The organism is Mesoplasma corruscae, assembly GCF_002930145.1.
Taxonomy (GTDB): Bacteria; Bacillota_I; Bacilli_A; order Mycoplasmatales; family Mycoplasmataceae; genus Entomoplasma; species Entomoplasma ellychniae.
On record NZ_PHNF01000001.1, the window covers coordinates 158,444 to 171,682 of the forward strand.

Sequence of the window (13,239 nt, forward strand, 5' to 3'; positions counted from 1 at the left end):
TCTATTTTGTAAATAAATAACTGTTATTTTATTTGTTTTGAATTTAATATTCTAATTTTGTTAATAATTTGTGTTCTATCTGGCTTTGGCATATTCAAAGTTGACTCAATATCTCTGGCTACTAATTGATTATTTTCAATGCCTATATAAAGACCACCTTCACCTGCAATCAATTTGTCAACTGCAAACATTGCTGCTGTGAAAGCTAAGTATCTATCCATGCCAGTTGGTCTTCCACCTCTTTGGGTGTGCCCTAAAATAGTTGCTCTTGTATCATACCCGCTAACTTCTTGAATTTTTTTAGCTAAAGCCTTTGCATCAAATTGTTTTTCTGAAATTAATATAATAACGCTTCTATGATTTATATCAGCAAGTTTTTTTACTTGTATACAAATTTCTTCTTCTGTTAATTTAGATTCTGATGGTGAAAATACTTCTGCTTGTGTCCCGATTGCAGCATATGTCACTAAATCACCACAACGATTCCCCATAACTTCAACAACAGCAGCTCTGTTGTGAGAAGTCATTGTATCTCTTATTTTATCTACAGATTCAATAACTGTATTTAAAGCTGTATCAAAACCAATTGTATAATCACTTGAAACAATATCATTATCAATAGTTCCTGGAAGACCTACACAATTAATACCCATTTCAGTTAATCTTTGAGCACCCATATAACTACCATCACCACCAATAACAACTAAAGCTTCAATACCATGTTTTTGTAATTGATCAACAGCTTTTTGTCGAACAGATTCTTCTTTGAATTCTGGTAATCTAGCAGACCCTAAAACTGTTCCACCTTTAGAAATGATATCTAAAGTAAAATCAGAATCAAGTTTGGTAAATCAACCATTAATTAAACCTTTATATCCATCTTTTATTCCAAAAACTTCAATACCTTTTGCATGAGCTGATTTAACAACACCAGCAATAGCGTTATTCATTCCTGGTGCATCTCCACCAGAAGTTAAAACCCCTATTTTTTTTAACATAAAAATACCTCTATTTTCTATTTATGTATTTTAATTTATTTTTAATATATTATACTAAATAAAAAAATCACATAATAGTGATTTAAATAATTTTATTATCTTTTAAATATCTACAAACACCATCTTGAGTGTTGTCAAATTTGGTTGTGTCTTTGCTTATTTCTTTTAATTCATCAATACCATTTAACATTGCTATAGGATTATCAACACTGTTAAATAAAGAAATGTCATTATAACTATCACCAAATCCATAAGTTATATATTCTTTTGGTTTTAAGTATTCTATTATTAATTTTGCAGCATAACCTTTATCAATATTTTTAGGAGCTATTGAAATAACTCTATTGTGATATGCATCAATTTTATAATCACTTCCAAACAGTTCATTAATTTTTTTAAGTTTAGTTTCAAATTCTTGTATAGTTGTACCTTTTTTTGTTATTATTGAAATACTTGTTATTTCTTCTTTGATTTCATCAGGTGATGAAATAACACAATTTTCTTGTTCCATGATAGATGATCATTTTAAAGTATTTTCAGAGTGACCAAATGAGTAAACATAATTTTCAGAAGTGAAATTTACCTTGTCTTCTTTTTGATCTGATTTTGGTTTATAGTACATATTAAATACATTCTGAATTATTTGTTTATTTAAAACTGAATTTAAAATAAATTTTTTATTTTTGAAATCATAAATTTGAGCTCCATTATTTGCAGCTATTATTCCATTTAATTCTTCTAAATTAAGTTGATTTGAAATATTTTTAAGGTTTTTTAAGGTTCTTGCAGTAATTGGAATTAATAAATGACCTTTTTCATAAATTTCTCTTGTAGTTTCAATTGTAAACTCTGAAAAATTGTAATCATCACTTAAAAGAGTACCATCACAATCTGTTAAAATTAAGATTTTTTTATCCATAAACATCTCCTTGTTTATTATTTTACATTATTTTATAAAAAAACCGGAGTTAGTCCGGTTTTGCTTTTAAGAATGGTGCGGGATAAGGGACTCGAACCCTTACGTCAAAGACGCTAGATCCTAAGTCTAGTGCGTCTGCCAATTCCGCCAATCCCGCTTAAAATGGTGACTCGCCGCAGGCTCGAACTGCGGACCCACTGGTTAAAAGCCAGTTGCTCTACCGACTGAGCTAGCGAGTCATATTGTTAAGACAATTAAAATATTACCACTTAAATAAATTGATTTCAATAACCTTAAAACGATAAATAAAAGGCACCCAGCGGTGCCATCATCTCTTAATGGTGCTGACTAGAGGAGTTGAACCCCCGACCTACTGATTACAAGTCAGTTGCTCTACCTACTGAGCTAAGTCAGCATTAAAAAATAAAAAAATGGTGGGATGCAACGGGCTCGAACCGCTGACCGCCTGCTTGTAAGGCAGGAGCTCTCCCAACTGAGCTAGCATCCCGAAAATATGGTAGCCTGTACGGGGTTTGAACCCGTGTATCCACGGATGAAAACCGTGTGTGTTAACCGCTTCACCAACAGGCCAAATGTAATGGCGGCTTTTACAGGACTTGAACCTGTGACAAACCGGTTAACAGCCGGTTGCTCTACCAACTGAGCTAAAAAGCCATGTACATAATATTGGTTAAATATTTAAAAATTATTATCTAGTGAAAGACAAATAAAATATTAACATATATTTTTTATATTGTAAATAAATATTTTGCATTTTATTAACTTTAATAAAAATAAGGTATTCACCTTACTTATTTTTATATAATTTTAAAGTATTTTCCATCAAAGTAATCACAGTCATAGGACCAACACCACCTGGAACTGGTGTGATGTTTTTAACTTTTTTAGCAACATTTTCAAAATCAACATCACCAACTAATTTATTAGTTGTTAGATCTCTTATAATACCAACATCAATAACAGTACAATTAGAATTAACCATATCTTCAGTAATAATAAATTTTTTACCAGTTGCACTAATTAAAATATCAGCTGATTTTGTGTGTTTTTTTATGTCAATTGTATTTTTGTTACACATCGTTACAGTTGCTTTTTTATTTAGCAACATTAACGCTAAGGGCTTTCCTACAATATTTGATGTTCCAATAACTGTTACATTTTGACCAGTTAATTTAATATTGTAATCCTCTAATAAATTAATTATTCCAAGTGGTGTGCATGGATAAATAGTTTCATAACCTTGCAACAATCTACCTTGATTTATGTAGTGAAAACCATCAACATCTTTACTAGGCGATATTGCTTGTAGATAGTCTTCTTCATTAAATGATTTTGGTAATGGTAGTTGTAATAATATTCCATCAACATTTTCATCAACATTTAGTTCATCAATTTTGCTATAAAGCTCAGCGTGTTTAACATCAAAATCAAATCTTATTAGTTCTGCTTTAATGTTTAGTTCATTTGCCACTTTTAGTTTGTGAGCTACATATGTCTCACTAGCTGGATCATTTCCAACCATAAGTACTTTTAAACTAGGTTGTCTTTGGTTTTTTTGAATCAAAACTTCAATTTCTTTTTTTAATTTTATTTTTCTAGCTAATGCTATTTTTTTTCCATCTAATATCATTTTAACCACCTATCCTATTGTAACATCTTCGTCTAAAAACTTTGAATTAGTTTTTCTGCTTGGTTTAATGAAAGCTAATAAAGTATTCGAAACACCTAATTGACCTAAGAACATACATAATAAAAGTAATAATTTAGATAATGTTCCAAAAGTTAACATTTGATTTTGAGTGAATGGGTTCATACCAACAGTTCCATAAGCACTTGTAATCAATAAAAGTAATTTAATCACACTATCATCATTGGTTTGCAAACTAACCTTTGTTGTAAAAGATGAATATGAATCAACATAAATTCCAAATAAAGTCATAAATACAATAAATACTGAAATGAAGAAAACTGCAAAACTTCTTCTAACAGTTTCTGCTGGAATAGTTTTTCTAAAAGCACTTGTATGCTGATTATTTCTAATTAATGCAATGGTTGATAAAATAATAATTGCAAAAGTTGTTGTTCTAATTCCTCCAGCTGTTGATGATGGTGCTGAACCAATAAACATAAATGTTGATAATAATAATTTTGAACTAGAATTAAAATCATTCATTGGAACAGTTGAAAAACCTGCATTTCTACACGAAGTTGTGTTGAAAATAACATCCATTATAACAGCTGTGTTAGTTTTGGGAACAAGCAAATTTATGTTGATAGCTTGCCCTGTTAGTGGATCAACTTCATATGAATAATTATAAAAAATTAAAGATGTATCTTTATGAGCAAACTCTGAAAAATAAACTGCTAATGGACCTAATATTAAAAGTGGTATATAAACTCAAAAATTAAGCTTGGTAAATAAACTAAACCTTACTTTTTCACCAGTATTTTTAGCTTTTATTTTTTTCTTAATGTCATGATATGTTGGATACCCTAAACCACCAATTACTCATTCCATTAAAAAAACTATTTGAATAGAGTAATGGTGAGCATTATTTACATTGTATGGTTGTAAGGAATTTCCTGAAACTATATCAAAACCTGCATTATTAATAGCAGATGTTGAATGAAATATAGAAAATCAAAATGACTGTGAAAAATTTTTATAAGGTGAAACAACAGATAAGTCAACAGTTTTGTCTTCACCACCAATCAATGCCATATTATCTGAAAATTCACCTGGTTTTAAATAAAAAAATAAAAAGAATAAAATAGCAGCTGAAATTATTTGAACAAAAGAAATAAATACAAAACCATCTTTTATCATTTCAATAGTTGATGACTTAACACTCCCACCCCTTTCAGATTGAGCAATTATAGTGTCATCAAGTGATATTTTTTTATTAATAATAATAAAAATAACTATTTTAATGGTTAATACACCAATACCCCCCATTTCAATTAATATGAGTAAAACTATTTGTCCTAATAAAGTATAATCTTGAGCAGCATTAGATATTGTTATTCCTGTATCACTAAATGCTGAAACAGCTGTAAATACAGCTGTTATAAAATCTCATTGGAATTTATCGCTTTTAACAAACCCTGGAATAGACAAAAAAAGTCCACCTACTAAAACGATAAGTAAATATATTAAAAAAATTCTTCCCGAAACTTTAGAAAGAGGCCATGCATTTTTGAGTTTGAAAAAGAAATCTTGAGTTCTGACTTTTTTTAAATCTTTTTTCGCTTTACGATCTTTATTTTCCATTTTCTCTGGATCCTTTATATTTTAGATATTATACAATTTATATATTATCAAATGTATAATTATGTTAATAGTAAAGAGGATACTTTAAAAATGGCAAAAAGAAAAAGTATAGCAATAATTGGGATTTCTAACTTTAGTTTATCTGTTATTAAAACACTTGTTGATAAAAAACAATACATAACTGTTTTTGATTATGACGAAGATAAACTAAACTTACATCTTTCAGAGTTTGATTATGGTGTTGATACAACAATATTGGATGCAACAAGTAAAACTGCATTAGCAAGAAACGGTATTGGGGCTTTTGATGTTGTTATCATAGGTATTAGTAATAATATGGAATCAGGATTAATGACAGTTTTAAATTTATTAGATTTAGGTTGTGAAAATATTATTGTTAAAGCTAAAGATAGCAAACATAAGCGTTTATTAACTGCGCTTGGTTTAAATGAAAACCAAATTATTATACCTGATGACATATCAGGAAACATAGTTGCAGCTAGAGCGGTTTTTAATATTGCTTTTGATGTTGAAGTTAATTCAGTTGATCAAGATTACATCTCAACTTCACTTGTTTTAACTAATTTTGATATTTTTGGTAAAACAATTGCAGAAGTTGGATTATCAAGCACAAAAGAATTTAATATTATTCAATTAAGAAGAAATAATAAAATTTTAATCCCTGATGATTATACAGAATTAAAAGAAAATGATGAAATTGTTGTTTTTGCTAAAATAAATATTATTAATGAACTTGCAAATAAAATCCAAGGGCAAGCAAAAGATAGTAAACAAGATGATGATGAACTTGAAATCTTTGAAGAACTTGAAAATATTTCAAATACTGGTCAGTTAACAGATAATTTAAAAAATGCTGAAGATGTTGAAACTATTTTTGACTCAATAATATTTGATGATACAAAGCAAAACAAAACTACTAAAAAATAGTATTTTTGACTTGACACTAAACAATATTGTATAATTATATACATAACAAGGAGGAGAAAAAATGAAAGAATGAGCTTTAAAAAATTTAGCATCTTTAGCTTCAGTTATTGGTGCAGTTGTTTGAGCACTAATAGTTATATTGATTAGCTTTGTAATTGGTTATGGGGTTAAATCAACAAACGGTGTGTTGGTTTTGAATGATTTGCAAGACACTAGTTCATATGGTTTAGCTACTTGAGCGTTAATTTTATCAATAATTGGTATTGTTCCAGTTGCAATTAGATTATTATTAGGAATATTAACAATTGATTTTTTTGCAAGATTATTTAATTTAGCAACAATTGTTTTAAACGTTATAAGCATTGTTTTATTAATAGTTTTAAGTTTTGGTTTATTAGGTACTAGTGGAATGTCAGTTAGTGTGTTAAGTATAGTTGGTTTTTATATTTTAATACTAATTGGTTCATCAATGTTTATTGCACCAATTATTAAAAAATAATAAAATATTAAAGAAGTAAATTCTAAATTTTGATTAAAAAAATCTACGTTGAATAGCGTAGATTTTTCTATTTTTTTTGTGTTTAAGATTTATTTTTTTGACTTACCTCAAGTATTTTTTAATTGGTTATTTTTAATTCTATCAACGTTTCAATATCACATAAAATAAGCAAAACCCATGGAAACAACAGTTCCAAAAAATGATAAAGATAAAGCGACAATAGCACTTGATCAATCATCTTTTCACGATTCTGGTGATGGTATTATTCCAAAAAATAATGCCATTATTAAAATAAATAATATGAATATTGCAAATAAAGTTGCTACATATTTATTTTTAATAAAGCATATCTGTTTATCAATTTCTTCATTTAACCTAATTTTGATATACCCAACAAATAAATAGATAAATGGTATTATTGCTAATGAAGTTGTGGCTTGAGTTATGGTTTGTAAAAATTCTGATGTCCCTTGCCCTACAGCTCCTTTAGTTGTTGTTCCTACTAAAACTAGCAACAATACAACAATTATGAATTGAAAGTTTAAAGCATTTCTTGGGATTCCATTATGATCTGTTTTAGATAAAATTTTTCCAGCAGCTTCATAAGGAACTTCTGAATAAAATACTTTTGCTGGTCCAACTGTTCAAAATGCTAATGCTCCGAAACTATTAATAGCGAAAATGAAAGCTATTGATCTAAGGATTAGTTGATATCAAACACCCCCGCCTTGTTCTGATAAACCAAATAATGCAGGAAAAACTTTATAATAAGAATTTGATATTCCTCATTCTGTTATAAGATTTTGATCAATTGCAAGACTCATAGTTAATCCACAAATTACCATTATAATAATTGTAAAAACATTTCCTAATATAGCGCCAATCTTAAACGCTTTATAATCACCTTTTAGATCTTTTTGAAATACTGCAATCGTTTCAATACCATTATATGCGAAAAATACTCACGGTACTGCAGACATAAACGCTCAAGTGTTACCATTAAAAAAGTTAGAATTTAATGGGTCAAAAAACTCTCAACTTCATGTAGGACTGACACTTTTATGAATAAAAGGTACAGTTACAAATAGTCCTATTACAATAAATATTAAACCTAAAAATAATGAAGCTGTTCCTCCAATATTGGTTATGTATTTTATTCAATTGGGACCTTTTTTTGACAAATAAGTTGTAAATCAAAATAATATGATGGCAAACAATGATAAGAGCATAGTGGAATATCTAGTGGCATTATTTTCACTATATCCTTGCATAACTAAATGTTTTGCTAACATATCAAATCCATTATCCCCCATCAGAACAAATGAAATAGATATAACTGCAAATGGGGCTAATGTTGCAAAAAAGAAGACATTTGCAAAATAAGATGTTCAACTAGCTATAAAACCATTTTTTTTACCCAAAGAATAAATACACCACCCACCTAGTCCTGCTTCGTTATCTTTTAACTTTTTGATTGAATTAAATTCTATTGATACAAAAGTAATCGGAATTGCATAAATAATTCCACCTATTAAAAATAAAAATAATCCCATTATGCCAAATTGTGATTGGTTATTAATAATGTTTCTAAAACTAAAAACAATAGCAAAAACTAAAAAAACTAGAGCTGATTTTGTAAAACTTTTATTTCTCATGATTTTTTACTCCTTTATTTTGTTCGTCTTTTAATCTTTTTTCATCAACATTATCTGATGCATAATAATGATTTAAAATAAATTCTTCTAATTTGTTTTTTTCAAGTTCAGTAAGTTTTTTTTCAAGTTTTGGGTGAACTACAAAGCGGATAATAATAGAAACACCTATCATGCTAAAATAAAATATAGTTTGAATTAAAGAACCGATTAATGATTGTAAATATTCAAAAGTTTCTTGTTCTTTTCTTGGAATCATTTGATCAAATAAGTTATAAAATTGATAAGCTAACATTAAAATCAAAAACGCTATAGTCCCAATTCATAATGTTAGTTCCCACCATTTTGATTTTATTTTCTTTTTAAAAGTTAAAATGACTGCACAAAGAATAACTATTGAATACATTGAAATATATGTAAACCCAACAGTGCCAGCAACCGAATCAAAATTGAATGCTGATTGCGAACCAGTGAAACCTTGAATCAAGTCTGGAATTAATAAGAAAAATACTGATAAAAATGAACTCAAACCCAGACTTATTAATAACCCTTTTGTTGAAACATTATTTGCATTAGTTAAACCAATTTTACTTGGTAAAAAATTTTGTTGCACTAAAGAATCAACACTGTTAGATCCATAATATGACATTTGAGTTAACGAATTAAAACGGTTAAATAACATATAGATGATGATGATTGTTACACCAAACCCAAAAAAGTAATGTTGCTTTGTTTTAAATAAGATATCTAACCTTTTAAAAATTTCTAAGTTGGGAGTGTCTGTAAAAGTTCCGACTAATGTAAACAAAAATAATGCTGAAAATAACATGAAAAATAAAGTAGTCATTATTAATGAAATCATTATTATTATTGGTAAATTTTTTCTTCTATTTTTAATAGCTTTACCTGTACTAATAAATGTTTCAAACCCACCATAACTAAAAAAGAAAACAATAAAAGCATATTGGAATGAACTGAATTTAAATTCTGAAACTATTGGTTCGATTTTTTTACCACTACCATCAACATCAGTTCTTCCACCAAAAATTAAAATAAAAGCTATTATTGTTATTAATCCAGTAATAGTTCAAGAAGCATAAGATAATAATGTAGAAACTTTTTTAAATCTTTTAACTCCTCAATATGAAGTTATGCCTGCAATTAAAGCAAAAATTAAACCACCAAAATCTAAAATAAAATTAGTTCAGTCACCAAAAACATTTTCATATAATCAATTATCAACTGACAAAGTTGTTCTTAAAGTTACTATCATAGATACAAACAAAAGGCTTATAACTGCAATTGAAAAAACGCTATACAAAATACTCATTTGTTTACCAAAAGCAGTTCTAGTGTACTGAGCACCACCACCAGTTGTTGAGGGATGTGATCTTATCAACCTTATAAAAGCTCAAGCAGTTATAAAAATAGTTATTGATATAAAAGCCATTATTCAAACAATATGATAACCAAGCCTTATTTCATGCCCATTTTCTGATCTTTCACCATTAAAAACACCAAAATGCATAATAAAAGTTATTCCTGCAACATAACTGAAAAGCATTCACACGCCATTTCTAATACTAATTTTATGATCTGATTTAGAATTTTTTTTGTTTTTTAGTGTCATAATTCCTCCTTAATAGCTTTATAAATTTTAAAAATATTTATATTTTGTAAATTATACTACAAAAATAAAATAAATGTTTAATGGTTTTTTTAGCAAAAAAAAATAACACATAGTGTTATTAAAAATTAAATAAGTTGGTTTTTTATGATATCTATAATAATTTGCATGCTTTTTTCTGGATTAACATTTCCACCAGTTTGTTTCATTAATTGTCCCATTATAGTTTTAGTAACTCTTTCTGGTCTTTCATTATATTCTTTAATTAACTCAGAATTATTTTCAATTATTGGGTTTAATAGCTTAACAATTGTAGCTTCATCAGAAATAATTTTAATTTTTAACTCTTCGATTAAATCTTGAAGTAGAACTTCACTATCAACCATTATAGGAATAAGTGTTTTATAGTGTTTTGATGAAATTATTCCTTCTTGTATTAAAGTGATTAATTCACTTAAATTTTGAGGAGTTATTTTTAAAGTATCAATAGTTGTGTTTCTGTCATTAAGAATCGCTTGTATATCACTTGTTAAAAGGTTTGCAACTCTTTGATAGTCATTAGTTAGTTTAATTGTTTCTTCAAAAAAGTCATTCAGTTCTAGATTAGCAAGTAAGTTATTTGTATCATATAAAGATAATCCATATACTTCTTGATATTTGACTCTTTTTACATCTGGTGATTCTGGTGATTGATTAATAATTTCTTCGATTCAACTTTTATCAATTTGAATTGGTGCAATATTGGGTTCTCTAAAATATTTATAATCTAATGCATCTGTTTTTGAACGCATTGCAACAGTTGAATTTGTTTGATCATCAAATCTTCTTGTTTCTTGCTTTATAATTTCATTATTTAACATTAATTTGGTTTGTCTATCTATTTCATAATCAATAGATTTTTTAATGTTTGATATAGAATTTAAGTTTTTAATTTCAACTTTATTTGAAAATTCAGTAACACCAAATGGCCTAATTGAAATATTCACATCAGTTCTTAAGCTTCCTTCATTCATCTTTACATCAGAAACTTTTAAAAATAATAATACTTCTCTTAATTTTTCAACATAAGCACAAGCTTCATCAGCATTTCGCATAACAGGTTTAGTTACAACTTCAACTAATGGTGTTCCTGCTCTATTAAAATCAATATAAGTTAAGTTATCTTTATGAATTTGTTTAGCGGTGTCTTCTTCTATATGTAATCTTTCGATTTCGACTATTTTTTTTTCACCATTAACTTCAATTTCTAATTTACCGTCTTTACCAATTGGATTATATTGTTGAGTTATTTGATATCCTTTTGTTAAATCAGGGTAAAAATAGTTTTTTCGATCAAATTTTAAAAGCGAATCAATTTTTAAGTTTAGTGCGTTGCAAGTTAAAATAGCTAATTTGATTGCTTGTTTATTAACAGTGGGTAAAGTTCCTGGATAAGCCATATCAACTTCGTGAACTTGAGTGTTAGGTATTTGTCCATAACTTACAGGAGCTGGTGAAAACATTTTTGTTTTAGTTTTTAATTCAATATGATTTTCAATACCAATTATAACTTCAAAATTATTCATAGTTTTCTCCTACTATTTGGTTTTTAATCCCAATTATATTTTCAGCAACTTTTGCTGCTTGTAAACATAACAAATCACTTTTGGGTTTAGTTATAAAATTTATTCCAATACCCATTCCTGCTTTTTTGGTAAATGGGATAGTAATTGATGGTGAACCATTCATATTAGCTAAAATTAAAATATCAGTAATAATTTCTTGTTCTTCAGTTAATGGCTTTTTAATGTCACTAACTAATGGAGCAATATCATAAAATGGTGGGACTATTAAAATATCTGCTTGTTGAAAAATTTTACTCATTTGTTCAACAATTAATCTTCTAACTTTTTTAGCTTGGTTTAAGTAGAGTAACTGTTTATCTTTATTTAAATTTAATGAACCTATTAAGAATCTTTTTTTAACTTCTTCACCAAAACCAGCATTTCTAGTATTTTTAATCACCGCTTCATAATCATCACCATCAACTCTTGCTCCAAACTTAATACCATCTAAGTTAGCATTTGTTGAAGCTGATTCACTATATGATATCATCATATAAACTGGAGATACAGCTAATAATAATTCTTTTGGAAAGTCTACTTCCATTACTTCATAACCTTGTTTTTTTAACTGATTAAAGAATGAATAATATTTTTCTTTTAATTCATTTGGCAATGCTTCAATAACATATTTAATGTAACAATATTTTTTTGTTCTTTTTATTGAATTAATATTTTTGTAAAAATCCGATTCATTTATAACTATGCTAGTGGCATCTCTTTTATCATATCCAAAAGTAGCATCACACAAAATTGCAATATCATTAACATTTCTTGTGAAAAAACCAATGGTATCTAAACTTGGCGAATATGGCAACAAACCATATCGACTAATAGCACCATATGATGGTTTAAAACCAACTATATTATTTAATGAAGCAGGTTTTCTAATTGAATCACCAGTATCTGTTCCAATAGCAAAAGGCACTATTCCTTTAGCAACTAAATAAGCACTACCACTACTACTGCCTCCAACTATTCTTTTTGAATCATATGGGTTGTATATTTCACCATTACTTGAGTAAAGACCAACTCCTCCCATCCCTAATTCGTCTAAAGCTGTTTTGCATAACATTAAAGTTTGATTATCTTTTAATTTACTTATAATCGTTGCATCAAAAGATGGTATATAACCTTTCAAAATATTTGATGAAGCACAAGTTGGTATGCCTTTAGTTGAAATGTTATCTTTTGCAGCGTAAGGAATACCAAATAACAAACTGTTATCAGCTTGTTTTAGTTCTAATAATTCAGCTTCTTTTAAAACTTCTTGATTCAAAAAATTAATTGCATTACTATATTTTTCTTGTTCACACAAAAATAATAGTTGTTTTGCTATTTCTGATGGTGTTGTTTTACCATTTTTTAATAACTCATGAAGTTGTTCAATTGAAAGTGTATTATATTTCATAATTACTTAACCACCTTTACTAAAGTCACAAAATCACCATCTGTGCTTGGGGCATTTTTTAAAATATCTTCTTGATTCATCGTTTGTATAAATTCATCGTCTCTTAAATAAGTGTGAATATCATCATATGGATAAAATAATGGTTTGACACCTTCAGTATCAATGGAAGTTACTTTTTTGAATAATTCTTTTAGTTCCGCATAATTTTTATCAATATCATCATAATGATTATTGTCAAAATCTAACATAACATCATTTGCTAATGATTTATAGTAATCTTTTTTTTCCATAA

General features: G+C 27.8%; 11 protein-coding genes and 6 tRNA genes. 2 read left to right on the forward strand and 15 right to left on the reverse strand.

What is annotated here, in order from left to right:
* Positions 1 to 23 precede the first annotated feature (23 nt).
* From pfkA to MCORR_RS00730, 10 genes are all read right to left on the reverse strand, one after another.
* The gene (gene pfkA, locus MCORR_RS00685) at positions 24 to 998 is read right to left on the reverse strand and encodes a 6-phosphofructokinase (RefSeq protein WP_181021196.1); all 975 of its coding nucleotides are present in this window, start codon (positions 996 to 998) and stop codon (positions 24 to 26) included.
* Between the two features lie 82 nt (positions 999 to 1,080).
* Positions 1,081 to 1,917 carry an HAD-IIB family hydrolase gene (locus MCORR_RS00690; protein ID WP_104207716.1) on the reverse strand — a complete coding sequence of 279 codons (837 nt, stop codon included), beginning with the start codon at positions 1,915 to 1,917 and terminating at the stop codon, positions 1,081 to 1,083.
* A gap of 73 nt (positions 1,918 to 1,990) precedes the next feature.
* Positions 1,991 to 2,074: transfer RNA gene (locus MCORR_RS00695), tRNA-Leu, on the reverse strand.
* Between the two features lie 6 nt (positions 2,075 to 2,080).
* Positions 2,081 to 2,156: transfer RNA gene (locus MCORR_RS00700), tRNA-Lys, on the reverse strand.
* 100 nt (positions 2,157 to 2,256) lie between these two features.
* Positions 2,257 to 2,332, reverse strand: a tRNA-Thr gene (locus tag MCORR_RS00705).
* A 17-nt stretch (positions 2,333 to 2,349) separates the two neighbouring features.
* A tRNA-Val gene (locus tag MCORR_RS00710) sits at positions 2,350 to 2,425 on the reverse strand.
* 7 nt (positions 2,426 to 2,432) lie between these two features.
* Positions 2,433 to 2,508 (reverse strand) — tRNA-Glu (locus MCORR_RS00715).
* 8 nt (positions 2,509 to 2,516) lie between these two features.
* A tRNA-Asn gene (locus tag MCORR_RS00720) sits at positions 2,517 to 2,592 on the reverse strand.
* A gap of 133 nt (positions 2,593 to 2,725) precedes the next feature.
* Entirely contained in the window at positions 2,726 to 3,568 is an 843-nt protein-coding gene (locus tag MCORR_RS00725; protein ID WP_104207717.1) for a bifunctional 5,10-methylenetetrahydrofolate dehydrogenase/5,10-methenyltetrahydrofolate cyclohydrolase, read from the reverse strand.
* A 9-nt stretch (positions 3,569 to 3,577) separates the two neighbouring features.
* Positions 3,578 to 5,209, reverse strand: coding sequence for a potassium transporter TrkG (locus MCORR_RS00730; protein WP_104207718.1), 1,632 nt, complete (start codon positions 5,207 to 5,209; stop codon positions 3,578 to 3,580).
* A gap of 90 nt (positions 5,210 to 5,299) precedes the next feature.
* On the opposite strand from MCORR_RS00730, the gene MCORR_RS00735 reads away from it, so the two are divergent.
* A complete protein-coding gene (locus MCORR_RS00735) occupies positions 5,300 to 6,157 on the forward strand; it encodes a potassium channel family protein (RefSeq protein WP_104207719.1) in 858 nt (285 codons plus the stop codon).
* 61 nt (positions 6,158 to 6,218) lie between these two features.
* Positions 6,219 to 6,656, forward strand: a complete 438-nt coding sequence (locus tag MCORR_RS00740) for a hypothetical protein (RefSeq protein WP_104207720.1) — start codon at positions 6,219 to 6,221, stop codon at positions 6,654 to 6,656.
* A gap of 89 nt (positions 6,657 to 6,745) precedes the next feature.
* Here the strand turns inward: MCORR_RS00740 and MCORR_RS00745 are convergent, their stop codons facing one another.
* The 5 genes from MCORR_RS00745 to MCORR_RS00765 all read right to left on the reverse strand — a co-directional run bounded on the left by MCORR_RS00745 (position 6,746) and on the right by MCORR_RS00765 (position 13,237).
* A complete protein-coding gene (locus tag MCORR_RS00745; RefSeq protein WP_104207721.1) occupies positions 6,746 to 8,311 on the reverse strand; it encodes an amino acid permease in 1,566 nt (521 codons plus the stop codon).
* Positions 8,301 to 9,938, reverse strand: coding sequence for an APC family permease (locus MCORR_RS00750; protein ID WP_104207722.1), 1,638 nt, complete (start codon positions 9,936 to 9,938; stop codon positions 8,301 to 8,303). Before MCORR_RS00750 ends, MCORR_RS00745 begins: the two co-directional genes overlap by 11 nt.
* Before the next feature lie 125 nt (positions 9,939 to 10,063).
* Positions 10,064 to 11,500: an Asp-tRNA(Asn)/Glu-tRNA(Gln) amidotransferase subunit GatB gene (gatB, locus tag MCORR_RS00755; protein ID WP_104207723.1), complete on the reverse strand. Its 1,437-nt coding sequence runs from the start codon at positions 11,498 to 11,500 to the stop codon at positions 10,064 to 10,066.
* Positions 11,493 to 12,947, reverse strand: coding sequence for an amidase family protein (locus tag MCORR_RS00760; protein WP_104207724.1), 1,455 nt, complete (start codon positions 12,945 to 12,947; stop codon positions 11,493 to 11,495). Before MCORR_RS00760 ends, gatB begins: the two co-directional genes overlap by 8 nt.
* 2 nt (positions 12,948 to 12,949) lie before the next feature.
* Positions 12,950 to 13,237: an Asp-tRNA(Asn)/Glu-tRNA(Gln) amidotransferase subunit GatC gene (locus MCORR_RS00765; protein WP_104206038.1), complete on the reverse strand. Its 288-nt coding sequence runs from the start codon at positions 13,235 to 13,237 to the stop codon at positions 12,950 to 12,952.
* Between the last annotated feature and the right edge of the window lie 2 nt (positions 13,238 to 13,239).